Raw genomic sequence first — 26587 nt, forward strand, 5'->3', positions numbered from 1 at the left:
CAACTCACACTACCGCTGGCGCCAGCCGTAGAGTCAGGCCCGGAGGTGAGGATGCCCGAGATCAATTCGACCGAGGAGGCCCTGCGTCACTGGAGCGCGGTTGCGCCGGCCTGGGACAGGTATCGAGACCGGCTCTTCGAAAGCGTGCGGTCGGTGTCGGAGTGGCTCGTCGAGCAGGTCGACCCGCAGCCGGGTCAGACCATGTTGGAGCTGGCGGCGGGTCCTGGCGAGACCGGCTTTCTCGCCGCCGCCTTACTCGGTTCGACCGGCCACCTCATCCTGAGCGACTTCGCCCCTGCGATGGTGGAAGCGGCCCGCCGGAGGGGCGGCGAGCTGGGGCTCGACAATATCGAGTACCGCGTTCTCGACGCGCAGCAGATCGACCTGCCCGACAGCAGTGTCGACGGGGTCATTTCGCGTTTCGGGCTGATGCTCATGCCTGAGCAGCAGCGAGCAATCGCAGAGATCCGACGGGTGCTGCGGCAGGGCGGCCGGTGCGCGTACGCGACGTGGGGACCGCCCGACCGCAACCCGTGGATTTTCCAGCTCGTGTTGGCGCTGCTCCAGAATGGCCTCCCACCGCCGGGTGACGCCTTCGCTCCGGGTGGTCTCTTCTCGCTCGCCACGCCGGAAAGCAATCGCGCCCTCGCGGCTGGCAGCTTCGCGGATGTCATTGTCGAAGAGCTCACCGGCACAATGCGTTTCGACGGACCCGACGACTACTGGGCCTACAACACTGCTGTCGCAGGACCCGTGGCAGAACTGGTCGGCTCGCTAGACCGCGACCAGGTCACGGCCATTCGCGACACCCTCGATCCTTCGCTCGCGCCCTTTGAACGCGACGGGGCGCTGGAACTCCCCTGGATGGCCGTCGCCACCAGGGTCTCCTGATGCCCGACGACCCGTATCTGTGGCTGGAGGACGTCACCGGCGACGAGGCGCTGAACTGGGTGCGCGCCCGCAATGAGCCGACGGTGGCGGAGTTTGGCGGCGACGACTTCGAGGCAATGCGCGCCGAGGCGCTCGAGGTGCTGGACACCGATACCCGAATCCCCTACGTGCGCCGCCGCGGCGACTACCTCTACAACTTCTGGCGCGACGCCGACAACCCGCGCGGGCTGTGGCGGCGCACCACACTGGACAGCTACCGCGCCGAAAGCCCCGACTGGGACGTGCTGATCGACGTCGACGCGCTGAGTCGCGCCGACGACGAGTCCTGGGTATGGGCGGGCGCCAACGTCATCGAGCCCGACTACACGCGCGCCCTGATCGGGCTCTCCCGAGGCGGCTCCGATGCGGCCATCATGCGTGAATTCGACATGGGCACACGTGAATTCGTCGACGGCGGGTTCGCGCTGCCGGAGGCCAAGTCGTACTACAGCTGGGCCGATCCGGACACTCTGCTGATCGGCACCGACTTCGGCGCCGACTCGCTGACCGAGTCCGGCTACCCGCGGATAGTCAAGCGGTGGCGCCGGGGAACGCCGCTGGCCGACGCGGTGACAGTCTTCGCCGGCTCGGCCGGCGACGTGGTCGCGGTGGCGTCCGCAGACCGCACGCCCGGTTTCGAGCGCACGCTGCTGCGGCGCGCCGTCGACTTCTTCAACGACGAGGTCTACGAACTGCGCGGCCACGAGCTGGTCCGCATCGAGGCCCCCACCGACGCGACGGTGTCGGCGCATCGGCAATGGCTGCTGATCGAGCTGCGCACCGACTGGTCCACCGGCGGCGCTTCGTATGCCGCGGGGTCGCTGTTGGCCGCCGACTACGACGAGTTCCTTGGCGGCGCAGCACAGTTGCGCGTGGTGTTCGAGCCCGACGAGCACACCAGCCTGCATCAGTACGCCTGGACGCGTGACCGGCTGGTCGTCGTCACGCTGGCCGACGTGGCCAGCCGCGTCGAGATCGTCACCCCGGGCAGCTGGCAGCGTCAACCGATCACCGACGTACCGGCCAACACCAACACGGTCATCGTCGCCACCGATGACGCCGGCGACGAGATCTTCCTTGATTCCAGCGGATTCGACACACCGTCGCGGCTGCTGCACGGGGCCGCGGACGGGCCGCTGCACCAGATCAAGTCCGCGCCGGCGTTCTTCGACGCCGAAAACATCACCGTCGCACAATATTTCGCCACGTCGAAGGACGGCACCTCGATCCCCTACTTCGTGGTGCGCCCACCGAATGCCACCGGGGCGACGCTGCTGGGCGGCTACGGCGGTTTCGAGGTGTCCCGCACCCCCGGTTACGACGGGTTGCTGGGCCGGTTGTGGCTGGCGCGCGGCGGCACCTATGCGCTGGCCAATATCCGCGGTGGCGGCGAGTACGGGCCGCGCTGGCACACCCAGGCGATGCGCGCCGGCCGGCACCTGGTCGCCGAAGACTTCGCCGCGGTGGCAATGGATTTGGTGGACCGCGGCATTACCACCGTGCCGCAGCTGGGCGCGATCGGCGGCAGCAACGGGGGCCTGCTGATGGGTATCATGCTGACCCGCTACCCGCAGCTGTTCGGCGCACTGGTCTGCCAGGTGCCGCTGCTGGACATGCGCCGGTTCCATCTGCTGCTGGCGGGCGCGTCCTGGGTGGCCGAGTACGGCGATCCCGATGATCCCGCCGACTGGGAGTTCATCTCCGAATACTCGCCGTATCACAATATTTCAGCGGATGTGCGTTACCCGCCGGTGCTGCTCACCACGTCGACCCGGGACGATCGCGTGCATCCCGGGCATGCCCGCAAGATGACCGCGGCCCTGGAAGCCGCCGGGCATCGGGTCTGGTACTACGAGAACATCGAGGGCGGACATGCCGGCGCCGCCGACAACGCGCAGATCGCGTTCAAGTCGGCGCTGAGTTTCGCGTTCCTGCACCGGATGCTGGGCGGCTAAGCGTGTACGTCGGGGGTGCGTACATGCTCAGGGCGAAAGCCCCGCCCGACGACAATCGGCGGAATGAACTGCAGCGGGCCCCGGCCGACGATCTTCGGGATACGGATCGGGGACAGGTCACCGGTCAAATTGGGGGCGACCGCCCTGTTCTGGATGAACACCTGACCGGCCTGGATGATCCGGGTAGGTAGCTCGCGTCGGCGCTGCACGTTGGCGAGATCGGCGTTGGTTAATCGACCTTCCCGCAGCGGGGCGCAGAGGATGTTGGCTGCAGCCACCGCGTCGGCCACAGCGAGGTTGATGCCCACCCCACCCGCCGGTGACATGGCATGCGCGGCGTCGCCGATGCACAGCAAGCCGGTACGCCACCACGTCTTGAGCCGGTCCACCCGCACGTCGAGATGGCTGGTGTCGTCCCAGGAACGCAGATCATCGACGTGTTCACGCAGTTCCGGCCGCGCCGAGACCAGCCGCTCCTTGAACGCCTCCAGCGAGCCGTCCCGGGGATCGGCCCCCTTGGGCATCAGATGCGCGACCTGCCAGTAGTCGCCCCGATAGATCATGGCCATGAGCAGGCCCTTACGGATGATTGCGAAGAGCTCTTCGGGATCGCCGGGGCGCCACTTCAGCCGGAACCACAACACGTCCATCGGGGAGTGCGCAGTGGCGGTCTCCAGTCCCGCGGCAGCCCGCACCGCCGACGCTCGCCCGTCGGCGCCTACCACCAAGTCCGCACGCACCTCCAGTTCCGGCGTGCGCACACCCGCCACCCGATCGCCGTCGAAGACAAGCTCCTTGACCTCAGCGTTACGGATCAAAGTGAATTCCGGATAGGCAGAGGCCTTTTCGGCGAGGAAGTCCAGAAAGTCCCACTGCGGCATCAAGGCGATATACGGCTCCTTGAAGCGCAGCCACTTGAGCACCTTGAAGTTGCCGAACGTTCGAAGTGAGCCGTCGGTATCGAAGGCAACACGGTTGATCTTCGTGTGGGGCAGACGCAGGAATTCATCGATCAGCCCCAGCTCGTCCATGATTCGCAGGGTGGTCGGATGCACCGTGTCGCCGCGGAAGTCGCGCAGGAAGTCATTGTGCTTCTCCAAAACGACAACCTGGATCCCGGCACGGGCAAGCAGCAGAGCATGGACCAGGCCGGCGGGACCGCCACCGGCCACACAGACTTGGGTCTGAAGCACTCGCGTCATGACCCGACACTAGCCGCTAGTTCTCGTGGGTACCGGGCAGGCGCAGCACCAGCCGCGCGCCACCTAGCGGACTTTCCCCCAACGAGGCGGTGCCGCCGTGTAGTTCGGCCTGCTGGGCGACCAGCGCCAACCCAAGCCCCGAGCCGGAGCGCGAGGCCGTCGACCCGCGGGAGAACCGCTCGAAGACCGCGACGCGTTCGTCCTCCGGGACCCCGCTGCCGTTGTCGTCGACGACCAGATCCACGCCGTAGGCGGAACTGGTTGCGCTGAGCAGGATTTCGGTGGCGACACCGTGCTTGACGGCGTTGGCGATCGCGTTGTCGACCACCAGCCGCAGCCCCACCGGCAGGCCCACCATCAGCACAGTGGGCGATGGCACCAACGACACGTTCACGCCTGCGTAGACGCGAAGCGCATCGTGTGCGGCGCGGTCCAACAGCTCGGTGATGTCGAAGGGAACGAAATCATCGACGGTGGTCAGTTCGCTTTGCGCCAGCCGTTCCAGCGCGCTCAGCGTGGCTTCGATCCGGCTTTGGGTGCGCATGACGTCGCCGATCACTTCCTTGCGCTGCTCGGCGGGCAGCTCGAGGGTGGACAGCACCTCGAGGTTGGTGCGCATGGCCGTCATCGGGGTCCGCAGCTCATGGGAGGCGACGGCGGCGAAGTCGCGCGCCGACTCCAATGCGGCCTTGGTGCGCTGTTGTTCGTTACCGATGCGGGCCAGCATTCCCTCGACCGCCTCGGCGATTTCCACCGCCTCTTGCACGCCGCGGACCTGAACCTCATCCGGGTTGGACTGGGCGTTGATGGCCCGCGCCTGCTGGGCGAGCAACCGGAAGGGGTTGACCATGACCAGCGAAATGACCCAGGCGGCCAGCACCGTGCCGACGATGACGCTGCCGCAGATCAACAGCACCCGCAGATGAAGTTCGTTGATTCGACGCTGGGCTTCGGCCAACGGCGCGCCGAGCGCAATCGAGGCGTGGCCGGCGGTGAAGGTGCGGACCCGGTACTCGACGCCGTTGATCGTCGTATTGGCGAAGCCGTTGGCGAGCTCGGGCAGCACGATGTTGCTGGGCACCGATACCGTCACGGGGCCGATCCGTGCCGTACGCACCAGATCGCCATTGGCTGTGGGCTGGTCTGGGTTGCTCAGCAGCGTGCTGATATCGCCCAGGCTGCTCACCGAGTCCAGCCGTCGGTCCAGCTGACTGTGCTGATCATTGGTGACGCCGAACCACACCCATGCACCGAGCGTCAGGACCACAGCGATCACCGACAGCGCACCGATCACGACAATGGTTCGCAGCGAGAGCATCCGCATCAGCAGGCGATACACGCGATTGCCCGGTTCCACTATTCAGCTCCAGGTTCCATCGGGAACTCGTTCATTTTCGAGAACAGGTTCACGACTGAGCGCAGCTCGGATTCTGGTATTCCATCCAGCAGGATCTCCATCCGCCGCTCGATCTCTCCGTAAAAAGCACGGATCTTCTTCAACTTCGCAGGATTCAAGCGCACCAGAACACTTCGCCGGTCGCGCGGGTTGGGCTGCCGCTTTACATAGCCGCCTTTCTCCAGTCGGTCGAGCATCACGGTGACGCCGCCTGTGGTAAGCCCGGTGCAGCGAGCCAGCTCGCCAGGTGTCGACGGTCCCAACAGGTCGAGCACGTTGATGCACTGTACGTCGGTGAGCCGCAAGCCCAACCGGTCGGCGATCTGCTGGTTGTTAAGAATGCTCCCCGCGATGAACTGCCTGAGGCAGCGGATCACGGCCTCACGCAACCCGGCGTGATTCGAGCTTGACATCGCCTTCAGTTCGCCTACTCTCTAACTAACTTACTAACTAAGATATATTTCAGCTAAGGAGTCCCTCGCATGGCGGCCGCGACGACCAAAGGGTACAGGGGAATCGGGATGGAAGGCGCCATCGCGCGCTGGTATGACAAGAGCACCCGCAAGGACATGGAGCGCTTCCGCACGCTGGCCACGCGACTGCGCGCGGTGCTGCCGCAGGGCGGCGACATGCTGGAGGTGGCGCCGGGCCCCGGCTACGTCACGATCGAGATGGCTAAGGGCGGAGCTTTTCGGGTCACCGGTCTCGACATCAGCCAGACGATGGTGGAGCTGGCGCGTAAGAATGCGGCGGAGGCCGGCGTCGAGGCCGACTTCCGGCAGGGCAACGTCTCGGCGATGCCCTTCCCGGACGAGAGCTTCGATCTTCTTGCGTGCAGTGCCGCGTTCAAGAACTTCTCCGAGCCGCGTCGAGCACTTCAGGAGATGTATCGCGTGTTGCGGCCCGGCGGCACGGCGGTGATCCTCGACTTGCGCAAGGACGTGCCCATGTCCGCAATCAGAAGGTACTTCCGCACAGTGGGCCTGAGTACCTTCGAACGCTGGATGACCCTCGCCACATTTCGCCTCCTGCTGCTCAGGCGGGCCTATACGCGAGCGCAATTCGAGCGAATGCTCACCGATATCCCCTTCCGGGAAAAGGAAGTTCGCAACGACGAGATTGGCGTCGAACTCTGGCTCCGCAAGTGAAGTTCACGCCTGCCAGGCAACATCGGTCATACCCGGCGGCCGCAGCCGTCTTTGCCGTCCTTGCCGCGCGTTTTGTCTTCCTGCGCTGACGATCTCCTTGACGGTAGCCACTATTCGGCCGGGTTCATGCCGGAATACCCGTGCCGCGGCGCGGGCGAGCCTTGCCGGCGTAAACAACTGCGACGGGCGTACGTCGTGGTTCAAGATCTGAAGAAACATCCGGGTGGCGTCGGGATCGGCGGCGATATCGCGCAACGTTTGGGTGATCAACGCAGACGTGACGCCCGGCGCTCCCGCATTGCGTGCGTACCAGTACATTTCGTAGGCGTCGCGGTCGCGCCATCGCCACCACCGCTGCATGGACGTATCGAGGTTACTGTTGCCGAGTCCGTCGACGATGGCCGTCGCGAGCTTTTCGGTCTGGCGCAACGCGTCGGCGATGCCTTGCCCGAGCGCCGGATCCTTGAAGTGCCCAGCGTCGCCGACCAACACCCATCCGGGCCCGGCGGACTGCCGGAAATAGCCATGCCAGTTGGCGACCACCCGGATCGGGCCTACACGCCGCGCGCCGGCAAGCAGATCCGCCAACTCCGGCCACATCCGGATCGCAGCGGCGAAGTGGGTGTCGCGGTCGGCGTGAAATCGAGCTTGGTCGGCCATGTCTATCCCGACTGCCGCCATGTACAGATCGCCGTCGGTGGGACCGGACAGGAAGCCCACCGCGCCTTGGCGACCCAACCGCGCATGCCCGTTCCTGTTGCCGACGCCCTCGAAATACGCCCAGGCGTAAAGCTTTCCCGGAGATGTGACGTGATACTCGCGCGTGCCCAGGCACGAAGCGACCGTCGAGTGGCGGCCGTCTGCACCCACCACCAAGCCGGCGTGAACAGGTCCCGAGGAAGTCTGGACACCGGTTACCCGACCGTCGTCGGTGATCAGCTGCGTGACCCGCGAACCGGTGCGCACTTCCGCACCGGCCGCACCGGCGGCGTCGACCAGCAGCGCATCCAACGTCACGCGCCGAATGCAAAGCGCGGGGTGCTGAGCTGTCGCATCGACCGTCGCGTCGATCCGAACGTCGTCGTTGACCAACGTGAGCCGGTCGAGCGGTGCAGCACCGGCGGCAAGAATCCCGTCGAGCACGCCCAGCCGGTCCAGCATCTGAACGCCGCACGGCTGGATCATGTGCGTCGACGGGGTCTCGGACGGAAAATGCGCCCGGTCGAGCAAGCAGACGCTCAAGCCCTGCCGCGCCAGCATCGTCGCCAAGGGGGATCCGGCACATCGTGCACCGACGATCGCCACATCGAAGCGGTCAGCCATGCCAGCTCACCCTACACAGAGATTAAGAGAATTGTAAGGATTTTAAGGTAACAGTAAGGACACCGTGTCTTGACACCTCGGTCCGGCAGCGACTTCGCTTCGGCTATGCCTGAATTCGAGACGCTGCTGTATACGACGGCCGGCCCAGTCGCCACCATCACGCTGAATCGCCCCGAGCAGCTCAACACGATCGTTCCGCCGATGCCCGACGAGATCGAGGCCGCCATCGGGTCCGCCGAACGCGACCCGGACGTCAAAGTGATCGTGTTGCGCGGCGCGGGGCGGGCCTTCTCCGGCGGATATGACTTCGGCGGCGGCTTTCAGCACTGGAGTGAGGCCATGATGACCGACGGGCACTGGGATCCGGGCAAGGATTTCGCGATGGTCACCGCCCGGGAAACCGGGCCGACGCAGAAGTTCATGGCAATCTGGCGCGCCTCCAAGCCGGTGATCGCGCAGGTGCACGGCTGGTGTGTGGGCGGGGCAAGCGATTACGCGCTGTGCGCCGACCTGGTGATCGCCAGCGAGGACGCCGTGATCGGCACTCCGTACAGCCGGATGTGGGGCGCCTACCTGACCGGCATGTGGCTGTATCGGCTCAGCCTGGCGAAGGTCAAATGGCACTCGCTGACCGGCCGGCCACTGACCGGGGTGCAGGCCGCCGAGGTCGAGTTGATCAACGAGGCGGTGCCATTCGAGCGGCTGGAGGCCCGCGTCGCCGAGATAGCCGCCGAGCTGGCGCGAATTCCCTTGTCGCAGTTGCGGGCTCAGAAACTGATCGTCAACCAGGCTTACGAGAACATGGGCCTGGCGACCACCCAGATGCTCGGCGGGATTCTTGACGGCCTGATGCGCAACACGCCCGATGCGCTCGACTTCATCAAGACCGCCGCCACCGAAGGGGTGCGGGCCGCCGTCGAGCGCCGCGACGGGCCGTTCGGCGACTACAGCCAGGCGCCGCCGGAGCTTCGGCCCGACCCGTCGCACATCATCACGCCGTAGCCCGCCGACGCCGTCCGCGCGGCCGTCGGGTCCGAATACCTGATGTGCAACAGGCATTCGCTGCAGAGCGACTAGGCTACCGACCGATGACCGGATCGCGGCTGGGCAGCGACCTCGACGCATTGCTGCGCCGGGTGGCGCGCCGTGACGCCGATGCGTTCGCCGCGTTCTACGACCAGACCCGCGCCCGGGTTTACGGGTTGATAGTCCGAGTGCTCCGCGACGCGGGCTACAGCGAAGAGACCACCCAGGAGGTCTACCTGGAGGTGTGGCGAACCGCGGACGCTTACGAGTCGGCCAAGGGCTCGGCGCTGTCCTGGCTGATGACGATGGCGCACCGGCGTGCGGTCGACCGGGTGCGTGCAGAGCAAGCGGCCAGCCAACGCGAATCTCGTTACGGCGCAGCCAACGTCGAGTCATCCAGTGATGTGGTCGCCGACTCGGCGATCGCCGGGGATGAGCGCCGCCGGGTCGTCGAGTGCCTGGGCGGGCTCACCGACGCGCAGCGGCAATGCATCGAAATGGCCTACTACGGCGGGCTGACCTACGCCGAAGTGTCGCAGCGGTTGGCGGCCAATTTGTCGACGATCAAATCCCGGATGCGCGACGCCTTGCGCGCGCTCCGCAACTGCCTGGGTGTGCCATGACCGACCCGACCGAATTCGAGCTGCTCGAGCTGGCCGCGCCGTATGCGCTGCACGCGGTGTCCGACGCCGAACGGGCCGCCATCGACCGGCAGGTCGCGGCGGCGCCGGCCCCGCTCGCGGCAGCCTTCCGCGACGAGGTGCGCGCCGTGCAGGAGACCATGACTGCCGTCTCGGCGGCCACAGCCGCCGAGCCCCCGACGCATCTGCGCGCCGCGGTGCTGGCCGCGGTGCAGACCGAAGCTGGCCGTCGCTCCCGTTGGCGCGCAACTGTATTGGCCGCAGCAGCGGCAATCGTGGTGGGGTTGGCCGCCTTCGGCGTCGGGATCGCGATGCGACCGTCGACCACACCGACGGTCGCCGAGCAGATCATGGCAGCGCCGGACGTGCGGACGGTATCCGGCCAGCTGGCCGGCGGGACGGCGACGGTGATGTTCTCCCGCGACCGCAACGCCGGTGTACTGGTGATGAACAACGTGCCCCCGCCGTCGTCGGGCACCGTCTATCAGATGTGGCTGCTGAGCGACAAGGCCCCGCAGTCGGCGGGCACGATGAACGCCACCGCCGTAAGGCCGTCGACCACCGAGGTGCTGCCGAACCTCGGGAGTTCCAGTGCGCTTGCGTTCACCGTCGAACCCGGCAACGGCTCGCCTCAGCCGACCGGCACCATCCTGGCCAAGTTGCCGTTGACCTAGTCCTTGGCACGCAGGCTGCCCAGCGCCGCGACGAACACACCGAACACCACCAACGCGCCGCCCGCGGCCAGGGTGAGGTTGAGCCATTGGTGCAGGCTGCTTTCGGCGTCGCCGACCATAACGTCGGCGATGCGTCGGATGTCACCGGTGGTGTGGTTGAGCGCGTGGTTGATCCGGCGGCGGGCCACTTCGATCGCCGCCCACCCGGCGGCGCCGACCAGCAGCGCCGAGACGCCCAGGGCAGTCAGCGCCCGGCCGCGGCTACGCGCGGCGGCCAAGGTCAGCAGCGCGCACAACCTGGTCAGGACCGCCGCGCCGATGCTCACCCATGGACCCCACGTCGCCAGCGGTCGTAACTTCCCCGGCTGCAACACCTTTGGTGTGGACACCGTAACCGGCACTGTCACCTTCGCCGGCACCCGGACGTCGAACTTCGCCAGCATCGGCGCAAACGCGCTGTCGTTGAGCATCTTTGTCAGATCGATGACCCACTGGTCACCGTCGGACTGCGCGTCGGCGCCGGTGAACATCCAGCTGTGCGCCAGCCGGTTGGCGTCGGCGAACTGCGGCGGAAAGCTCGGGCCGGCGGTATAGCGGGTGGCCACAGCGTGTACCTCTGCCGGTTGGATCGCATAGCCGCGCTGGTGAATGAGAGCCATTGCCCGCGTGGAGAGTTCGGATGCCACAGCGGCCTGCAGCGTTGGATCGCTCGCGGCTTTCTGGGCCAGCGCCGCGTAGCCGTCGGCGTCGATGATGTTCTTCTGCGCCCACGCCGTCGGCACCGCGATGGCCAGCGCCAGGGTGGTGAACAGCCACAACAGCACTGTCACCGCGAATCGCACGCGGTCTAGGGTACGGTCGCTCAGGCCCGCCGGTGTGCGATGCCCAGCACGTAGGCGGCCTGGCCGAGATGCTGGGCGCAGTCATCGATGATGCTGACCAGCCGCGCGCTGGCGGTCACCGGCGGATCCCAGTTCTCGTCAACGATGCGGGCAAGATCGTCGCCGGTCACGCTGGCGACGAATTCCAGCGTCAGCTTGTGCACGGCGTGGTAGTAGCCGGCCAGCAGCTCGGCGGGGGCGTGGACCTTGGCCACGTCTTCGGGACTGTGGCCGTAGCCGGTGTCGTTTCGCGGCAGGTCCAGCCCGAAGCGGTCGACCCACCCGTCGCGCGTCCACACCTGCTCGACGCCGGCGATCGGGGCGAGCTGGATGTCCTGCACTCGGGCGCTGTGCCAGATCAGCCACGCGATGCTGTTGGCGTTCGGGCTGGGCCGGTAGCTGGCCTGCTCGTCGGTGAGCCCGTCGGTGAGCTCGTCGACGTGTTCGATCAACCGGGTGAACGCGTCGCGGAGCAACTCCCGCGCGGCAGCATCGTTTTCGGCCATACCGGCGACCCTACGCGTGGCAGACGGCCTCGACGTTGTTGCCGTCGGGGTCGCGCACGAAGGCGCCGAAATAGCCCGGGTGATATTCCGGCCATTCCCGCGGGGCATGCAAGGACTCGGCGCCCAACTCCAGCGCGGCGTCGTAGAACGCCTTGACCGCATCGGAGTCGGCGGCTTGGAACGCGACGTGCACCTCCCGGTTGGGGCCCATCCCGGCACCCTCGGCGATCCAGAATGTAGGACGGCCGTCACGCCCGTAGCCGATGGCCTCGCCAACATCCATCTGCCGCGAATACCCCAGCACACCCAGCACCCTGTCGTAGAACTCCTGCGATTTCGGGAAGTCGGAGCAGTTGATTCCGAAGTGATCGATCACGAACTGATCCTGGCATCCGCCACCGACACGGTCGTAGATTATTTAGATGACCTACGACCTCATCATCCGCAACGGCACCATCGTCGACGGGCTGGGAGGTGAGCCGTACGTCGGTGACGTCGCGGTGCGCGACGGCGTTATCGCGGGCGTGGGCGCTGTGAACGGCGCCGCTGCCAAGCGCGAGATCGACGCGAGGGGTCTGCTGGTCACCCCGGGCTTCGTCGACCTACACACCCATTACGACGGCCAGGCCATCTGGTCCGAGCGGCTCACGCCGTCCTCGGCGCACGGGGTGACGACGGTGGTGATGGGTAACTGCGGGGTCGGTTTTGCGCCCTGCCGCCAGGAAGACCACGACGTGCTCGTCGACGTGATGGCCGGTGTGGAGGACATCCCCGGTGTCGTGATGACCGACGGCCTGCCGTGGACCTGGGAGACCTTCCCCGAGTACATGGACGCGCTGGAGGCGGGCAAACGCGATATCGATGTGGCCGCGTATCTCCCGCATTCGCCGCTGCGGGTCTATGTGATGGGTCAGCGCGGCGCCGACCGCGAGCCGGCCACCGCCGAGGACCTCGCGAAGATGCGGGCGCTGGCCAAGGAGGCCGTCGAGATCGGCGCGTTGGGTTTCGCGTCGTCGCGGCTGACCATCCACAAGACCGAGAGCGGCTCGCCGATCCCGAGCTACGACGCGGCCGGCGAGGAGATCGAGCAGATCGCCCGCGGCGTCGTCGACGCTGGCGGCGGGCTGCTGCAGTTCGTGCCCGACATTCCCGCCGGCGGCTACCAGCCGGTGCTGCAGACGGTGTTCGACGTCGCCGAGGAAGTCGGGCTGCCGGTCACCTTCACACTGGTCGTCGCCAACTCCGGCGACCCGACCTGGCCGGAAGCCATCACGATGATCGAGAAGGCCAACGCCGCGGGTGGCGATGTGACGGCGCAGCTGCTGCCTCGTCCCATCGGGCTGATCATCGGACTGGAGCTCACCGGCAACCCGTTCGTGCTCTACCCCAGCTACCGCGAGATCGCGCACCTACCGCTTGCCGAGCGGGTGGCGGAGATGCGCAAGCCGGAGGTCCGCGCCCGCATCCTGGCCGACAAGCCCGGCAAGGGTCATCCGATCTTGTATGTGGCCCAGGCTTGGGACTGGATTTTCCCGCTGGGCGACAACCCTCGATACGAGCCGGACCCGTCGACGTCCATCGCGGCGCGGGCCCGGGCCCGCGGCGTCAGCCCGATGGAGGAGGCCTACGACCGTCTCCTCGACGACGAAGGCCACGCCATGCTGCTCGTCGCCACCAGCAACCTGGAGAACAATTCGCTGGACACCGTCGGCGAGCTGTTGCACCGCGACGATGTGGTGCTCGGTCTCGGCGACGGCGGCGCACACTACGGGATGATCTGCGACGCCAGCTACCCGACATTCCTGCTGGCGCACTGGGCCCGCGACCGGGCATCCGGGCGGTTCACCGTGCCCGAAGCCGTGCGCGAACTGACGTCGGTGCCGGCCCGCGTCGCCGGGCTTGGCGACCGTGGGCGCATCGCGGCGGGCTACAAGGCCGACCTCAACGTCATCGACCACGCGGCGCTGCGGCTGCACAAGCCGGTGATCACTCACGACCTGCCCGCCGGCGGCCGCCGGCTCGACCAGACCGCCGAGGGCTACGTCGCGACGATCGTCTCCGGCGAGGTGATCGCCGAGAACGGCGTGCCCACCGACGCCCGTCCGGGTCGGCTGGTCCGCGGCCGCCAACCCGCGCCGACGTCGTGAGCGCGAAGAAGGTGGATTTGAAACGCCTGGCCGCGGCGCTGGGCGACTTTCCATTCGCCTACCTCATCACCGTCGGCGACGACCATCGCGCGCACACCGTGACAGTCGAGCCGAAGCTGCGTGACGGGGTTTTGGACGTTGGGCTCATCGGCGGCCGCACCACCAAAAACCTCGCTAACCGCAGCGACGTCACCCTGCTATGGCCTCCGCGCGAGCTGGGCGGCTACTCGCTGATCGTCGACGGCCGGGCTGCGGTGACCGACGCGGGTGACGACACGATCCGGCTCGATGTCGTCCCCACTCGCGCGCTGCTGCATCGCAATGCAGACTCCCCCTCCGCAGCCAAAGGCTGCCTGCACGACTGCGTGGTGTTCTCCGAGCCCGCATAACCCACCCTCAATTCCCCCTCGACTGTGCGGTTTCATACGCGACTCGCCGGGCTCGGCGTATGAATCCGCACAGTCACCGGTCCTTCCATGTCTTTGGGCAGCCGCGGCCGATGAGGGCGGCGCCGACGCGGTTGAGGAACAGCCGCGGGTTGTGGTGCAGCGTGCCGGCGGTCAATCGCACGTCGGTCCAACCCAGTTCAGACAACTTGGCGTATCGCTCGACGTCCCAATCCCGCTGTCGTGGGTCGGTCCAGTGGTGGGCGCCCTCGAAATCGACCCCAACGCGCCATTGCGGCCAACCCATATCGATACGCGCGACCACGAAGCCGTATTCGTCGTACACCGGAATCTGGGTCTGCGGCCGGGGAAACCCGGCTTGCACCAAGAGCAAACGAGTCAGCGACTCGTAGGGCGACTCGGCGCCGCCGTCGACAAGCTCCAACGTCTTACACAGTTGCCGAAGACCCCGAACGCCACGATGCCGGCCGATCACCGCCTCGATGTCCTTGACTTTAACGTTGGTGGCGTTCATCAGCGCGTCGATTCGCTGAACCGCCTCCTTGCGCCCGAGCCGCCTGCCGAGGTCGAAGGCGGTGCGAACAGGCGTCGTCGCGGGCATCCCACTTACCGCTTGTATTTCGTCAGACAGCAAGGCGTCGGTGTGCACGATAATCAGCGGGGGCGGTCGCCGATTGGTGTGGACGAGCTCCGCGGGTGTGGCCGGTTCAATCCACTTGGCGCCCAACATCGCTGACGCCGAGAGTCCGGCGAGCACGCCTTTGCGACCCGACCATAGCCATGCCGCTCGGGCACGCTGATCCGCGGACAGCTCGACTTCTCTCGGCGCCCACACGCCCGGGTAGACCGCGGCGTGAAAACGGCGTAGCTCGCGGAAAGTCAATGCGCCGGCATCGAGCGCCTCCGCCGCCCGAAATGGCCAGTCGATGGTCTGCATGACCGGACAGTGGCATGACGGCCCACAGCACCGTCGACGGTCATCCACAGACCCGCGGCCCTGCTGTGCGGATTGATACGACGACACCGGCGAGTCGCGTATGAAACCGCACAACCGAGCGGCGCGACCCCACGCTCGACGCACGAAAAAGCCCGGCCTGCAGCGCAGACCGGGCTTTTCCGAAAAGGACTTAGAAGTCCATGCCGCCCATGTCGCCCGCACCGGGCACAGCGGCCTTCTCCTTCTCCGGCTTGTCGGCGACGACGGCCTCGGTCGTCAGGAACAGCCCCGCGATCGACGCGGCGTTCTGCAGCGCCGAACGCGTCACCTTGACCGGGTCGGCGACGCCGGCCTTCAGCAGGTCCTCGTACTCACCGGTCTGCGCGTTGAGACCGTGACCCGCCGACAGGTTGCGAACCTTCTCGGCCACCACGCCGGGCTCCAGCCCGGAGTTGAACGCAATCTGCTTCAGCGGAGCCTCCAGCGCCACCTTGACGATGTTGGCACCGGTCGCCTCGTCGCCCTCGAGCTTGAGCTCGTCGAGCGTCGGGGCCGCCTGCAGCAGCGTCACACCACCACCGGCGACGATGCCCTCCTCGACGGCGGCCTTGGCGTTGCGCACCGCGTCCTCGATGCGGTGCTTGCGCTCCTTGAGCTCCACCTCAGTCGCGGCGCCGGCCTTGATCACCGCAACGCCGCCGGCCAGCTTGGCCAGCCGCTCCTGCAGCTTCTCGCGGTCGTAGTCGGAGTCGCTGTTCTCGATCTCCTGACGGATCTGGGCCACCCGGCCGGCGATGGCGTCGGTGTCACCGGCGCCCTCCACGATCGTGGTCTCGTCCTTGGTGACGACGACCTTGCGGGCCTTACCCAGCAGCGACAGGTCGGCGTTCTCCAGCGTCAGGCCGACCTCTTCGCTGATCACCTGGCCGCCGGTGAGGATCGCCATGTCCTGCAGCATCGCCTTGCGGCGGTCACCGAAGCCGGGGGCCTTGACCGCCACCGACTTGAAGGTGCCGCGGATCTTGTTGACGACCAGGGTGCTCAAAGCCTCGCCCTCGACGTCCTCGGCGATGATCAGCAGCGGCTTGCCGGCCTGGATGACCTTCTCCAGCAAGGGAAGCAGGTCCTTGACCGTCGACACCTTGGAGCTGACCAGCAGGATGTAGGGCTCCTCGAGCACCGCTTCCTGACGCTCGGCGTCGGTGACGAAATACCCCGAGATGTAGCCCTTGTCGAACCGCATACCCTCGGTGAGCTCGAGCTGCAGGCCGAAGGTGTTGGACTCCTCGACGGTGATGACGCCCTCGTTGCCGACCTTGTCCATCGCCTCGGCGATCAGGTCGCCGATCGACTGGTCACCGGCGGAGATGGCCGCGGTGGCAGCGATCTGCTCCTTGGTCTCGACCTCCTTGGCGCCTTTGAGCAACGTCTCGGTGACCTTCTCGACGGCCTTCTCGATGCCGCGCTTCAGGCCGAGCGGGTTTGCCCCGGCCGCCACGTTGCGCAGACCCTCTTTCACGAGCGCCTGAGCGAGCACGGTGGCCGTCGTCGTGCCGTCACCGGCGACGTCGTCGGTCTTCTTGGCGACTTCCTTGACCAGCTCGGCGCCGATCTTCTCGTAGGGGTCCTCCAGCTCGATCTCCTTGGCGATGGACACACCATCGTTCGTGATCGTGGGAGCACCCCACTTCTTCTCCAGGACGACGTTGCGGCCCTTGGGCCCCAACGTCACCTTTACCGCGTCGGCGAGGCTGTTCAGGCCCCGCTCGAGGCCGCGCCGGGCCTCTTCGTCGTACGCAATTGTCTTGGCCATTGCGAAGTGATTCCTCCGATTGGGGATGACACGTCCTGGCCGGGTGCAGTGCCCGCGACGGACGATCCTGAGCTGGATCTCACCGTCCCGACCTAGCACTCACCGGTCGCGAGTGCCAACGTCATTCTTAGCACTCGCCTATGGAGAGTGCAAGGTCAGGTAGCCGTGGCAGGCTGGGACGATGTCGCTTGTCGTACCGCCCTATCCGGAACGCCGCTACACCAAAGACGAACCGGAAGTCAGCGCCTGGATGAAACGCACCGACGACCCGCCGGACTACGAGACGTTTGGCGTCAAATACCACTACTTGGCCAACCAGCAGGCCACTGCCGGCGACTACGGCCTGTATCGCGTCGACATCAACCCGCAAGGCGGTGGGCCCGGACCGCATTTCCACCGCGCCATGTCGGAAGCCTTCTTCGTGCTGGCCGGAACGATGAAGCTCTACGACGGCAACGATTGGGTCGACGGCCATCAGGGCGACTTCCTGTATGTCCCGCCCGGCGGCATCCATGGCTTTCGCAACGAGGCCGACGACCCCGCCTCGATCTTGATGCTGTTCGCCCCCGGCGCTCCGCGGGAGGCCTACTTCGAGGGCTTCGGCGCGTTGGCCGATATGACCGACGACGAGCGGCGGGAGTGGTTCGTCCGCCACGACAACTTCTTCGTCTAGCGCGTCAGCCGAATTGCGCAAAGTAGGGCCGCTCGGGCCGGCTCTTCTCGACGAGGATGAACACCACGCCCCAGGGGTCGACGAACCAGGTGGTGCGGACCCTCGCGACGTCGGCGATTCCGGAGACCAGAAAGCGCACCCCGTTGGCCTCCAGGTGTGCCCGGGTGGCATCGAGGTCCTCACAGATCAGCCCGACATGCGACAACCCGTGGTCGGAGATGGGCGCGGCGCTTCGCGCCTCGCCGCCGGCCACACCGAGGTACTCGATCACCTCGAGCACCCGGTCGCCGTCGTCGTCGAATCCGACGATGGCCGCTTTCATGGTCGGGTCGGACACCAGCTCGCCCATGTCGTCGCGAATCGCGTCACCGGCCATCACGTACGGCGGTGACAGCACGCGCATGCCCAACACGTCACGGTAAAACGCCACCGCCGCTTCGCAATCCGGCACGCAGACCCCGGTATGAGCCAGTCCGGTAATCACTCGACCTCCTCAGCGCCTCGCCCACACACTCTCGGCCACCCACGGCGACGCGGTCGCCGCCACCGCCCAGGCCTGGTTTTCCGGCACGTCGATCAGCGGGTAGCGCTTGGTGCCTGCGGCGGTGGCCGCCACCACGGTGGCCACCCCGGCCCGGCGCTGGAAAAGCGACTGCCGCACGGTCCAGCCGATGATGCCCGCGGTGGCGAGGCAGTCGCGGCGTCGCTCCAGACTGCCCGCGCGCGCCACCAGCCAGCGGCCATCAACGCGGTGCCCGAGCGCGCGCACCCGGTCGGCCGCCAGCAACGCGCAGCATGCTGTGACCACCGCCCACGCCGCCCACCACCAGGCCGGTACGCCGGCCAGCGCGGACACCACGGCCAGTGCCACACCGGCCAGCACCGGCAGCCCCACGGCGCGTGTCCACCGCCGGGCCGCCGCCCGACGGCCGTGGCGAAGCAGCGCGCCGGTGACCACGTCGGGGTCGCCGACCAGCCCGGTCAGCACCGACTCTGCGGTGGGAACCGGACACGGCGGCAGCAGAAGCGACGACTCGCCGGCGCCGTGCACACCGGTCATCACCGCATCCAGCCGCGCACCGCCGAGGGCACGCACCAACAGCGGTTGCCGCAGTGTCCCGCCGCGCAGCCGGCTCATGTCGTAGGTGTGCTCGCGCAACCGCAGCAGGCCGTGCCGCAGGTGCAGGACGTCGGTGCGGCGCAGCAGGACCAGGTTGCCGTAGGTGACCAGCGACAGAAGTACCGACGTCGCGAGTACCACCGCGATGATCACCGCCGCGGTCGTCACGACGCCGAACCGCTGTGCGGTGTGCAAACCCGACTGGCCCAGCGCCGCACCGAATCCGGTCTGATAGACCACGCCGACCGCTGCGGCGATGGTCACCAGCCCGGATAGGCTCAGCGGCGCAAACCGGAGCCATGCCGGCTGCCAGCGGGCCAACACTGTGACGGGCGCCGGCTCTTCGACCGGCTGCGGCGATTCGGACAGCAGGATCGCCCGCAGCCGCGGCACCTGCGAAACCTCGACGGCGTTCAACTCAAAAGTGTTGTCTTCGGCAGCTTCTCGGCCAGTGCTCACCCGCAGCACGGCCAACCCCAGCAGCCGGTGCAGCAGCCGCGCGTCGGTCTGTACAGAGCGAATCCGGTTGCGCGGCACCGACAACACCTTGCGTTGCAGCAGACCGGTCCGCAGCTGCACCTGATCCGGGTCGATGCGGTAGCTGGTGGTGAACCAGCGCGCCACGCCCAGCACGGCGGTCAGCACGAGCACTGCGACCGTCCAGGACTGGTTGCCGGTGGTCGAACCCAGCACCACCCCGCCGACCAGTAACGGCAGCTGTCGCAACAGTTCGTGCACGGGGTGAACCAGCAGCATGCGCGGGCTCAGCCGCTGCCAGTTCATGTCGCGTCCCCGGCGCCGATCGCGGCGATATCCGTCAACTGCGCGACGAGACGGTCGGCGACCGGGACGTCCAGCGCCACGATGTGCACCGCCCCCGCCGACGAGGCGGTGGTGACGGTGACGTTGGCCAGATCGAACAACCGGTCCAGCGGGCCGCGATGGGTGTCGACGGTCTGCACCCGCGAGATCGGAGCGATACGCCGTTCCTGAACCAGCCAACCCGTGCGGGTATATACCGCCTGCGGACTGATCTCCCAGCGGTGCACCCGATACCGCCACCACGGCACCACGGCGACCGAGACCGCCCCGCCGAGACCGGTGACCACGGCGACCAGCGCGTGCAACCAGAGGTTGCGCTGGTCGACCCCGACCCACACCAGCTGGCCGACGGCCAGCATCGACCAGGGGACCGCGCCGCCCACCGCCCACCGCAGCGGTGCGCGCCGACTGGGCGGATGAGCCGGATCGGCCATGCCCGCAATGGCGGGAGTGGGGATGACCCCGCCAGAACCCATGTCCACTTCATCGAGAATGCCACCCGGTGGCCCCGGCGCGGCCCTGGGTATCGTTGTCGGCCATGGGTTCCAACGGCAAATGGAGCACCGCCGACGTCCCTGACCAAAGCGATCGCATAGCCGTGGTCACCGGCGCCAACACCGGTATCGGCTACCACACCGCCGCAACCCTCGCCCACCGCGGCGCGCACGTCGTGTTGGCGGTGCGCAACCTCGAGAAGGGCAATGCGGCGCTGGCGCGCATCGTCGCCGCGCATCCACGCGCCGATGTCACCTTGCAGGAACTCGACCTCGGCTCGCTGGCGTCGGTGCGCGCCGCCGCCAAATCCCTGCGCGATGCCTACCCGCGCATCGACCTGCTGATCAACAACGCCGGCGTGATGTACACGCCCAAGCAGCTCACCGCCGACGGGTTCGAAATGCAGTTCGGCACCAACCATCTCGGCCACTTCGCGCTGACCGGGCTGCTACTGGACAACCTGCTGCGTGTCCGGGGTTCGCGGGTGGTGACGGTCAGCAGCAACGGTCACCGGTTTCGCGCCGCCATCCACTTCGACGACCTGCAGTGGGAACGCCACTACGACCGCATCGCCGCATATGGACAGTCCAAGCTGGCCAACCTGCTGTTCACCTATGAACTACAGCGCCGGCTGGCCGCTCAGCAGAAGAACACCATCGCCGTGGCCGCCCACCCCGGCACTTCGAATACCGAACTCATGCGCAATCTGCCCGGCATCCTCAAGCCGGCCAACGCGCTGCTCGCCCCGCTGCTCTTCCAAAGCCCAGCCATGGGCGCGCTGCCCACGCTGCGGGCCGCGACCGACCCGGAAGTCGAGGGCGGGCAGTACTACGGCCCAGACGGTTTCGCCCAGCAGCGCGGCCACCCAAAGCTGGTGTCCTCCAGCGCGCAGTCCCACGACGAGGAGCTGCAACGTCGGCTGTGGACGGTGTCCGAAGAGCTCACCGGCGTCAAGTACCCGGTCTGATGCGCTCGGTCGAGGAACATCAGCGCGTCGTCGCGGGGCTGATCACGGCTCGGCCCGCCGCCACGGTCGGCCTAGCCGACGCCGAGGGTCTGGTACTCGCGGAGGATGTCGTCGCCGAGGTATCGCTGCCGGTTTTCGACAACTCGGCGATGGACGGCTACGCGGTGCGAGCCGACGAGATAGCGTCGGCGAGTGCAGACCGCCCGGTGAAACTCCCAGTGGCCGAGGACATTCCGGCCGGGCGCACGGACATCCCCACGTTGGAGCCGGGTAGTGCGCACCGCATCATGACCGGCGCGCCGATCCCGGCCGGGGCGACGGCGGTGGTGCCGGTCGAGGCCACCGACGGGGGCACCGACGTGGTGACGATCAACGACGCCAGCGCCGAGGGCCGCCACATCCGCCGAGCCGGTGAGGATGTCGCCAAGGGCAGCACCGTGCTGCGCACGGGTCAGCAGGTCAGCCCGGCCGTCGTCGGATTGGCCGCGGCGCTGGGACGGCATGAGCTGACGGTGATCCCGCGGCTGCGGGTGCTGGTGATCTCCACCGGGTCGGAACTTGTGTCCCCGGGCAGTCCGCTGCGGCCGGGCCAGATTTATGAGTCCAATTCACCCATGCTTGCCGCCGCCGTGCGCGACGCCGGCGCGACCGTCGTCGCCACCCCGGCCGTCAGCGACGAGGTCGCCCAGTTCGCCGCCGTGCTGGACCGCTACGCCGGCGATTCCGATCTGATCATCACCAGCGGCGGCGTCAGCGCGGGCGCCTACGAGGTGGTCAAGGACGCGTTCGGTCGCGCAGGCGACCAGGGAGTCGACTTCGTCAAGGTGGCCATGCAGCCGGGCATGCCGCAGGGCAGCGGTCGGGTGGCCGGGACGCCGATCGTCACGCTGCCCGGCAACCCCGTCAGCGTGCTGGTGTCGTTCGAGGTTTTCGTCCGGCCCGCGCTGCGCAGGGCCATGGGGTTGCCGGACGCCGAGCGGCCGCGGCGGGCAGCAGTGCTCACGGAGAAGTTGACTTCGCCGCCCGGCAAGCGGCAGTTCCGCCGCGGCGTGCTCGACGCCGACGCCGGCACGGTCAGCGGTTACGGGCCGCCCGGGTCACATCATCTGCGTTATCTGGCGTCGGCCAACTGCCTGCTCGACATCGCCGAAGATGTCACGGAGATCCCGCCCGGGTCGCAGGTGGAAGTCTGGGACCTCGGCTAGCCGCGGCGGCTCCGTAAGATGACCGCGTGGCACGACGCCCAGATCTGAAGTCTGGCCCGCAACGCCTGGTGGCCTTGCTGCGTTCGACGGTTCCGCCGGTGCATCCGGCCGGGCTGCCGTTCGTCTCCGCGGGGCTGGGCCTCGCATTGGTCGGGCGCAACTACCGCTGGCTGCGCCGGGCGGGCCTGCTTGCCGCGGGCGCCTGCGCCGGGTTTTTCCGGCACCCACCGAGGGTGCCGCCCACTCGGCCCGGCGCCGTCGTCGCGCCCGCCGACGGCTTGATCTGCGTCGTCGACTCGGCCGCTCCGCCCGCCGAACTCGAGCTGGGTGACACACCACTACCCCGGGTCAGCATCTTCCTCTCGTTGCTGGACGCCCATGTGCAGCGGGCCCCGGTCAGCGGCGAAGTCATCGCCGTGCAGCACCGGCCCGGTCGCTTCGGCTCGGCCGATCTGGCGGCGGCCAGCGACGACAACGAACGCACCAGCATGCTGATCCGCACCGCCGACGGTGCGCAGATCGTCGTCGTGCAGATCGCCGGGATGCTGGCCCGGCGCATTGTCTGCGACGCACACGCCGGGGACAAACTGTCGATCGGCGACACCTACGGCCTGATCCGGTTCGGGTCCCGGCTGGATACCTACCTGCCGGCCGGCACCGAAGTGTTGGTCAGCGTCGGTCAACGAGCCGTCGCCGGCGAAACGGTGCTGGCCGAACTGACATGACGACCAAGACCCGCCGATCCGTCAACCTCCGCATCCTGCCCAGCTCGATGAGCGTGCTGGCGATCTGCGCCGGGCTGACCTCGATCCGGTTCGCGCTGGAGGCCCAGCCGCACGTCGCGATGGCGTTGATCGCCGCGGCCGCGATCCTCGACGGGCTCGACGGCCGGGTGGCGCGCATCCTGGACGCCGAGTCGCGGATCGGTGAGGAGATCGACTCGCTGGCCGACGCGGTGAACTTCGGGGTGGCGCCCGCTGTGGTGGTCTACGTGTCGTTGTTGTCGACCTCGCAGGCGGGCTGGGTGGTGGTGCTGTTCTACGCGGTCTCAATTGTATTGCGGCTGGCCAGGTTCAACGCATTGCTCGACGACGCCACCCTGCCCTCCTACACCCGGGAATTCTTCGTCGGCATGCCGGCGCCGGCCGGCGCCATCTCGGCGCTCGGGCCGCTGGCCGCCAAATTGCAGTTCGGTGTGGGTTGGTGGACGTCGCCGTGGTTCGTGTGCGCCTGGGTGGCAGCGTGTTCGATGCTGGTGGTCAGCCGGATCCCGATGAAGAAGATGCACGCCGTCTCAGTGCCGCCGAACCTGGCCGCGGTGCTGTTGGCCGTGTTGGCCATCGTCGCGGCGGCGGCGTTCCTCTTCCCCTACATCCTGATCATGGTGGCGATCGTCGCCTACCTGTGTCATATCCCGTTCTCCATGCGCAGCCACCGCTGGCTGGCGGCGCACCCCGAAGCGTGGGGCGAGGCGCCCAAACAGCGGCGCGCCACGCGACGCGCGATCCGCCGCGCGCAGCCCAACCGCCGGTCGATGGCGCGGCTGGGGCTGCGCAAGCCGGGCCGAACAACATGACGGCCCCGCAACTCACCCTGACCGCCCGGCTGAACACCTCGGCCGTCGACTCCCGTCGCGGCGTCGTCCGGCTGCACCCGAACGCCATTGCCGCCCTTGGTATTCGGGAGTGGGACGCGGTGTCGCTGACCGGATCGCGGACGACGGCGGCGGTCGCGGGCGTCGCCGGCCCCGACACCCCGGTCGGCACCGCGCTGCTCGACGACGTGACGCTGTCCAACGCCGGGCTTAGCGAAAACACCGCCGTCATCGTCGCGGCGGTTACCGTGTACGGCGCGCGATCGGTGGCGCTGAGCGGCTCGTCGCTGGCCACCCACTCAGTCTCACCGGCCACGCTGCGGCAGGCACTGCTCGGCAAGGTGTTGACGGTCGGCGACGCCGTGTCGCTGCTGCCGCGCGACCTCGGGCCGGGCACCTCCACGTCGGCGGCGACTCGCGCGCTGGCGTCGGCCGTCGGCATCAGCTGGACATCGGAGCTGCTCACCGTCACCGGCGTCGATCCCACCGGACCGGTGAGCGTGCAGCCGAACTCGCTGGTGACGTGGGGATCCGGCGTCGACTCCGAAACAGCCGAACAAGCCGGCGGCGCAACAGAATCCGTCAGCGTCGACGACCTCAAGGGCGTCGGCGCGCAGGCGGCCAAGCTGACCGAGTGGCTCAAGCTCGCCCTCGACGAACCCCACCTACTGGAAACCCTGGGCGCCGGGACCAACCTGGGAGTGCTGGTGTCCGGCCCGGCCGGTGTCGGCAAGACGACGCTGGTGCGAGCCGTCTGCGCGGGCCGGCGGGTGGTGGAGCTCGACGGCCCGGAGGTCGGCGCGCTGGCCGCCGATGACCGGCTCAAGCGGGTGACCTCCGCGACGGCGGAAGCCCGCGACGGCGGCGGAGTGCTGCTGGTCACCGACATCGACGCGTTGCTACCGGCCACCGCCGAGCCGGTGGCGACGCTGATCCTGACCGAATTGCGCAAGGCCGTCGCCACCGCTGGGGTCGCGCTGATCGTCACCTCGGCGGTGCCGGAGAACCTCGACGCGCGGCTGCGCGCCCCGGACCTATGCGACCGCGAGCTGGTCCTCAGCCTGCCCGATGCGGCCACCCGCATCGCCCTGCTGGAGTCACTGCTGAAAGAGGTCCCCACCGCGGATGTCAACCTCAGCGAAATCGCTGACCGCACACCAGGTTTCGTCGTCGCTGATCTGGCCGCCCTGATGCGTGAGGCGGCACTGCGCGCTGCCGCCAGGGCGAGCTCCGACGGCACACCGCCGAGGCTGACCCAGGACGACCTGGTAGGCGCGCTCAGCGTGATCAGGCCGCTGTCGCGCTCGGCGGCCACCGAGGTGTCGGTCGGCTCGGTCACGTTGGGCGACGTCGGGGATATGGCCGACACCAAGCAGGCGCTGACCGAAGCGGTGCTGTGGCCGCTGCAGCATCCCGACACCTTCGCGCGGCTCGGTGTCGATCCTCCGCGCGGCGTCTTGCTGTACGGCCCACCGGGCTGCGGCAAGACCTTCGTGGTCCGCGCCCTGGCCAGCACCGGACGGCTCTCGGTACACGCCGTCAAAGGCTCTGAGCTGATGGACAAGTGGGTGGGCGCATCGGAGAAGGCGGTACGCGAACTGTTCGGCCGGGCCCGCGATTCCGCGCCGTCGCTGGTGTTCCTCGACGAGGTCGACGCGATGACGCCGCGGCGCGGGCAGAGCTTCGATTCGGGCGTGACCGACCGGATGGTGGCCGCGCTGCTCACCGAGCTCGACGGCATCGACCCGCTGCGCGACGTGGTGGTGGTCGGCGCCACCAACCGGCCCGACCTGATCGATCCGGGGCTGTTACGCCCGGGCCGCCTGGAGAAGTTGGTGTTCGTCGAACCGCCCGACGCGCAGGCCCGTCTCGACATCCTGCGCACCGCAGGCAAATCGGTGCCATTGCACGACGTCGACCTGGACGCGCTGGCCGCCGAGCTGGACGGCTACAGCGCCGCCGACTGCGTGGCATTGCTGCGCGAAGCGGCGCTCACTGCGATGCGGCGCTCCATCGAGGCCGCGAACATCACCGCCGCCGACGTCGCGGCGGCACGCGAAACCGTCCGTCCGTCACTGGATCCCGCTCAGGTCGAGGCGCTGCGCAAGTTCGCCGCGGATCGGTGATCACGGCTCGAAGTTAGTCAGCAACGCGCGCGCCGCCGCGCCGACGTCGTCCTCCAGCCACGCGGGGATCGGGTCGTCGTGAGCGTGGCGGCGCACGACCGCGTACGGCAGGTCGGCAACCGCTCGCGCGACTGCGTCGACGCATCGTGCCTGACTGCTGCCGTATAGCTGTCGCGCGAAAGCACCGACCCGGTCCAACAGCGGCGCATTCCTGGCGGCGAGGGTCTGCTGAAAGGCCGCGTCGGGTTCGCCGTCGAGCAGGTCGCCCGGCCGGACGGTCAGCAGCAGCCGCGCATCCTCGGGACGTTCGCGCAGGAAGCCGACCGCCGCAACGGCCATCGCGACGGCGGACTCGAGGACGGTGTCGGCCCCGGCGGCCAGGGCTCGCGACTGGAACCGCTCGAGCGCGCGCAGCCAGGCGGCCGTCAGGATCCCGTTGCGGTTGCCGAACCGGTGATAAAGGGTGCCGGCGGGCGCTCGGCTTGCTTTCGCGATCGCGGCGACGCTCGCCGCCCGCGGTCCTTCGGCAAGCACCAGCGCCCGCGTTGCGTCCAGGATCACATCGGTTTGGTGCTTTCGCGGAGGCGCCACGATCTAGT

The 26587-nt window shown here is 67.9% G+C and carries 27 protein-coding genes; 14 read left to right on the plus strand and 13 right to left on the minus strand.

All coding sequences use genetic code 11. The features are described 5' to 3' along the window. The first annotated feature begins 51 nt into the window (after nt 1–51). Together AWC06_RS12370 and AWC06_RS12375 are read left to right on the plus strand one after the other, a co-directional pair. The gene (locus AWC06_RS12370) at nt 52–891 is read left to right on the plus strand and encodes a class I SAM-dependent methyltransferase (RefSeq protein WP_085197708.1); all 840 of its coding nucleotides are present in this window, start codon (nt 52–54) and stop codon (nt 889–891) included. After that, nucleotides 891–2885, plus strand: coding sequence for a prolyl oligopeptidase family serine peptidase (locus tag AWC06_RS12375; protein ID WP_085197710.1), 1995 nt, complete (start codon nt 891–893; stop codon nt 2883–2885). The genes AWC06_RS12370 and AWC06_RS12375 overlap by 1 nt, the downstream gene beginning before the upstream one ends. On the opposite strand, the gene AWC06_RS12380 is transcribed toward AWC06_RS12375, so the two are convergent. Genes AWC06_RS12380 through AWC06_RS12390 form a run of 3 tightly spaced genes read right to left on the minus strand, consistent with a single transcriptional unit; the run spans nt 2882 to nt 5860 of the window. Then, entirely contained in the window at nt 2882–4087 is a 1206-nt protein-coding gene (locus AWC06_RS12380) for an FAD-dependent oxidoreductase (RefSeq protein WP_085197712.1), read from the minus strand. The two genes, AWC06_RS12375 and AWC06_RS12380, sit on opposite strands and share 4 nt — an antisense overlap. A gap of 16 nt (nt 4088–4103) precedes the next feature. Beyond that, a complete protein-coding gene (locus AWC06_RS12385) occupies nt 4104–5411 on the minus strand; it encodes a sensor histidine kinase (protein ID WP_085198097.1) in 1308 nt (435 codons plus the stop codon). 32 nt (nt 5412–5443) lie between these two features. Then, on the minus strand, nt 5444–5860 hold the full coding sequence (locus AWC06_RS12390) for a MarR family winged helix-turn-helix transcriptional regulator (protein ID WP_169715341.1): 417 nt from the start codon (nt 5858–5860) through the stop codon (nt 5444–5446). A gap of 105 nt (nt 5861–5965) precedes the next feature. On the opposite strand from AWC06_RS12390, the gene AWC06_RS12395 reads away from it, so the two are divergent. Beyond that, the gene (locus tag AWC06_RS12395) at nt 5966–6631 is read left to right on the plus strand and encodes a class I SAM-dependent methyltransferase (protein ID WP_211281957.1); all 666 of its coding nucleotides are present in this window, start codon (nt 5966–5968) and stop codon (nt 6629–6631) included. A 3-nt stretch (nt 6632–6634) separates the two neighbouring features. Here AWC06_RS12395 and AWC06_RS12400 read toward each other — a convergent pair whose 3' ends face one another. After that, nucleotides 6635–7954: an NAD(P)/FAD-dependent oxidoreductase gene (locus AWC06_RS12400; protein ID WP_085197716.1), complete on the minus strand. Its 1320-nt coding sequence runs from the start codon at nt 7952–7954 to the stop codon at nt 6635–6637. Between the two features lie 105 nt (nt 7955–8059). Here AWC06_RS12400 and AWC06_RS12405 point away from each other — a divergent pair, with 105 nt between their 5' ends. The 3 genes from AWC06_RS12405 (at nt 8060) to AWC06_RS12415 (ending at nt 10295) form a co-directional block, all read left to right on the plus strand. After that, on the plus strand, nt 8060–8956 hold the full coding sequence (locus AWC06_RS12405) for a crotonase/enoyl-CoA hydratase family protein (RefSeq protein ID WP_085197718.1): 897 nt from the start codon (nt 8060–8062) through the stop codon (nt 8954–8956). 86 nt (nt 8957–9042) lie between these two features. Next, nucleotides 9043–9603 carry an ECF RNA polymerase sigma factor SigK gene (gene sigK / locus AWC06_RS12410; RefSeq protein ID WP_085197720.1) on the plus strand — a complete coding sequence of 187 codons (561 nt, stop codon included), beginning with the start codon at nt 9043–9045 and terminating at the stop codon, nt 9601–9603. After that, the gene (locus AWC06_RS12415; protein ID WP_085197722.1) at nt 9600–10295 is read left to right on the plus strand and encodes an anti-sigma factor; all 696 of its coding nucleotides are present in this window, start codon (nt 9600–9602) and stop codon (nt 10293–10295) included. Before sigK ends, AWC06_RS12415 begins: the two co-directional genes overlap by 4 nt. Here the strand turns inward: AWC06_RS12415 and AWC06_RS12420 are convergent. The 3 genes from AWC06_RS12420 to AWC06_RS12430 are packed head-to-tail and all read right to left on the minus strand — an operon-like array spanning nt 10292 to nt 12058. Next, nucleotides 10292–11137 (minus strand): hypothetical protein, encoded by an 846-nt coding sequence (locus AWC06_RS12420; protein ID WP_085197724.1) that lies wholly within the window; start codon nt 11135–11137, stop codon nt 10292–10294. The genes AWC06_RS12415 and AWC06_RS12420 overlap by 4 nt on opposite strands. Nucleotides 11138–11157: 20 nt before the next feature. Then, complete coding sequence (locus AWC06_RS12425; RefSeq protein ID WP_085197726.1) at nt 11158–11682, minus strand: mycothiol transferase; 525 nt, start codon at nt 11680–11682, stop codon at nt 11158–11160. A gap of 10 nt (nt 11683–11692) precedes the next feature. Next, a complete protein-coding gene (locus AWC06_RS12430; protein ID WP_085197728.1) occupies nt 11693–12058 on the minus strand; it encodes a VOC family protein in 366 nt (121 codons plus the stop codon). A 46-nt stretch (nt 12059–12104) separates the two neighbouring features. On the opposite strand from AWC06_RS12430, the gene AWC06_RS12435 reads away from it, so the two are divergent. Then, nucleotides 12105–13829 (plus strand): N-acyl-D-amino-acid deacylase family protein, encoded by a 1725-nt coding sequence (locus AWC06_RS12435; protein WP_085197730.1) that lies wholly within the window; start codon nt 12105–12107, stop codon nt 13827–13829. Further along, nucleotides 13826–14218 carry a hypothetical protein gene (locus AWC06_RS12440; protein ID WP_085197732.1) on the plus strand — a complete coding sequence of 131 codons (393 nt, stop codon included), beginning with the start codon at nt 13826–13828 and terminating at the stop codon, nt 14216–14218. The genes AWC06_RS12435 and AWC06_RS12440 overlap by 4 nt, the downstream gene beginning before the upstream one ends. Before the next feature lie 73 nt (nt 14219–14291). Here the strand turns inward: AWC06_RS12440 and AWC06_RS12445 are convergent, their stop codons facing one another. Together AWC06_RS12445 and groL are read right to left on the minus strand one after the other, a co-directional pair. Then, the gene (locus AWC06_RS12445) at nt 14292–15173 is read right to left on the minus strand and encodes a hypothetical protein (protein ID WP_085197734.1); all 882 of its coding nucleotides are present in this window, start codon (nt 15171–15173) and stop codon (nt 14292–14294) included. 190 nt (nt 15174–15363) lie between these two features. Next, the gene (groL, locus tag AWC06_RS12450; protein ID WP_085197735.1) at nt 15364–16986 is read right to left on the minus strand and encodes a chaperonin GroEL; all 1623 of its coding nucleotides are present in this window, start codon (nt 16984–16986) and stop codon (nt 15364–15366) included. Between the two features lie 181 nt (nt 16987–17167). On the opposite strand from groL, the gene AWC06_RS12455 reads away from it, so the two are divergent. Next, on the plus strand, nt 17168–17659 hold the full coding sequence (locus AWC06_RS12455; protein WP_085197737.1) for a cupin domain-containing protein: 492 nt from the start codon (nt 17168–17170) through the stop codon (nt 17657–17659). A 4-nt stretch (nt 17660–17663) separates the two neighbouring features. On the opposite strand, the gene AWC06_RS12460 is transcribed toward AWC06_RS12455, so the two are convergent. The 3 genes from AWC06_RS12460 to AWC06_RS12470 are packed head-to-tail and all read right to left on the minus strand — an operon-like array spanning nt 17664 to nt 20035. Next, on the minus strand, nt 17664–18143 hold the full coding sequence (locus AWC06_RS12460; protein WP_085197738.1) for a VOC family protein: 480 nt from the start codon (nt 18141–18143) through the stop codon (nt 17664–17666). A gap of 9 nt (nt 18144–18152) precedes the next feature. Then, entirely contained in the window at nt 18153–19562 is a 1410-nt protein-coding gene (locus AWC06_RS12465) for a PH domain-containing protein (RefSeq protein ID WP_085197740.1), read from the minus strand. Beyond that, complete coding sequence (locus tag AWC06_RS12470) at nt 19559–20035, minus strand: PH domain-containing protein (RefSeq protein ID WP_085197742.1); 477 nt, start codon at nt 20033–20035, stop codon at nt 19559–19561. The genes AWC06_RS12465 and AWC06_RS12470 overlap by 4 nt, the downstream gene beginning before the upstream one ends. 104 nt (nt 20036–20139) lie before the next feature. Here AWC06_RS12470 and AWC06_RS12475 point away from each other — a divergent pair, with 104 nt between their 5' ends. From AWC06_RS12475 to AWC06_RS12495, 5 genes are read left to right on the plus strand one after another with little or no spacing between them, the layout of a single operon-like run. Next, nucleotides 20140–21063 carry an SDR family NAD(P)-dependent oxidoreductase gene (locus AWC06_RS12475; protein WP_085197744.1) on the plus strand — a complete coding sequence of 308 codons (924 nt, stop codon included), beginning with the start codon at nt 20140–20142 and terminating at the stop codon, nt 21061–21063. Beyond that, nucleotides 21063–22268 carry a molybdopterin molybdotransferase MoeA gene (moeA, locus tag AWC06_RS12480; RefSeq protein ID WP_085197746.1) on the plus strand — a complete coding sequence of 402 codons (1206 nt, stop codon included), beginning with the start codon at nt 21063–21065 and terminating at the stop codon, nt 22266–22268. Before AWC06_RS12475 ends, moeA begins: the two co-directional genes overlap by 1 nt. Nucleotides 22269–22294: 26 nt before the next feature. Then, nucleotides 22295–22993 carry a phosphatidylserine decarboxylase gene (locus tag AWC06_RS12485; RefSeq protein WP_085197748.1) on the plus strand — a complete coding sequence of 233 codons (699 nt, stop codon included), beginning with the start codon at nt 22295–22297 and terminating at the stop codon, nt 22991–22993. Then, nucleotides 22990–23844, plus strand: coding sequence for a CDP-alcohol phosphatidyltransferase family protein (locus AWC06_RS12490; protein WP_085197750.1), 855 nt, complete (start codon nt 22990–22992; stop codon nt 23842–23844). Before AWC06_RS12485 ends, AWC06_RS12490 begins: the two co-directional genes overlap by 4 nt. Next, a complete protein-coding gene (locus AWC06_RS12495) occupies nt 23841–25988 on the plus strand; it encodes an AAA family ATPase (protein WP_085197752.1) in 2148 nt (715 codons plus the stop codon). The genes AWC06_RS12490 and AWC06_RS12495 overlap by 4 nt, the downstream gene beginning before the upstream one ends. On the opposite strand, the gene AWC06_RS12500 is transcribed toward AWC06_RS12495, so the two are convergent. Continuing rightward, nucleotides 25989–26579, minus strand: a complete 591-nt coding sequence (locus tag AWC06_RS12500) for a TetR family transcriptional regulator (protein ID WP_085197754.1) — start codon at nt 26577–26579, stop codon at nt 25989–25991. Between the last annotated feature and the right edge of the window lie 8 nt (nt 26580–26587).

Origin of the sequence: Mycobacterium fragae (assembly GCF_002102185.1) — a bacterium.
Lineage (GTDB): Bacteria > Actinomycetota > Actinomycetes > Mycobacteriales > Mycobacteriaceae > Mycobacterium > Mycobacterium fragae.

Coding starts and splice junctions, on each gene's coding strand:
- AWC06_RS12370 (WP_085197708.1), top strand. CDS start 52: ATGCCCGAGATCAATTCGACCGAGGAGGCCCTGCGTCACTGGAGCGCG.
- AWC06_RS12375 (WP_085197710.1), top strand. CDS start 891: ATGCCCGACGACCCGTATCTGTGGCTGGAGGACGTCACCGGCGACGAG.
- AWC06_RS12380 (WP_085197712.1), bottom strand. CDS start 4,087: ATGACGCGAGTGCTTCAGACCCAAGTCTGTGTGGCCGGTGGCGGTCCC.
- AWC06_RS12385 (WP_085198097.1), bottom strand. CDS start 5,411: ATGCGGATGCTCTCGCTGCGAACCATTGTCGTGATCGGTGCGCTGTCG.
- AWC06_RS12395 (WP_211281957.1), top strand. CDS start 5,966: ATGGCGGCCGCGACGACCAAAGGGTACAGGGGAATCGGGATGGAAGGC.
- AWC06_RS12400 (WP_085197716.1), bottom strand. CDS start 7,954: ATGGCTGACCGCTTCGATGTGGCGATCGTCGGTGCACGATGTGCCGGA.
- AWC06_RS12405 (WP_085197718.1), top strand. CDS start 8,060: ATGCCTGAATTCGAGACGCTGCTGTATACGACGGCCGGCCCAGTCGCC.
- sigK (WP_085197720.1), top strand. CDS start 9,043: ATGACCGGATCGCGGCTGGGCAGCGACCTCGACGCATTGCTGCGCCGG.
- AWC06_RS12415 (WP_085197722.1), top strand. CDS start 9,600: ATGACCGACCCGACCGAATTCGAGCTGCTCGAGCTGGCCGCGCCGTAT.
- AWC06_RS12425 (WP_085197726.1), bottom strand. CDS start 11,682: ATGGCCGAAAACGATGCTGCCGCGCGGGAGTTGCTCCGCGACGCGTTC.
- AWC06_RS12435 (WP_085197730.1), top strand. CDS start 12,105: ATGACCTACGACCTCATCATCCGCAACGGCACCATCGTCGACGGGCTG.
- AWC06_RS12445 (WP_085197734.1), bottom strand. CDS start 15,173: ATGCAGACCATCGACTGGCCATTTCGGGCGGCGGAGGCGCTCGATGCC.
- groL (WP_085197735.1), bottom strand. CDS start 16,986: ATGGCCAAGACAATTGCGTACGACGAAGAGGCCCGGCGCGGCCTCGAG.
- AWC06_RS12455 (WP_085197737.1), top strand. CDS start 17,168: ATGTCGCTTGTCGTACCGCCCTATCCGGAACGCCGCTACACCAAAGAC.
- AWC06_RS12465 (WP_085197740.1), bottom strand. CDS start 19,562: ATGAACTGGCAGCGGCTGAGCCCGCGCATGCTGCTGGTTCACCCCGTG.
- AWC06_RS12470 (WP_085197742.1), bottom strand. CDS start 20,035: ATGGCCGATCCGGCTCATCCGCCCAGTCGGCGCGCACCGCTGCGGTGG.
- AWC06_RS12475 (WP_085197744.1), top strand. CDS start 20,140: ATGGGTTCCAACGGCAAATGGAGCACCGCCGACGTCCCTGACCAAAGC.
- moeA (WP_085197746.1), top strand. CDS start 21,063: ATGCGCTCGGTCGAGGAACATCAGCGCGTCGTCGCGGGGCTGATCACG.
- AWC06_RS12490 (WP_085197750.1), top strand. CDS start 22,990: ATGACGACCAAGACCCGCCGATCCGTCAACCTCCGCATCCTGCCCAGC.
- AWC06_RS12495 (WP_085197752.1), top strand. CDS start 23,841: ATGACGGCCCCGCAACTCACCCTGACCGCCCGGCTGAACACCTCGGCC.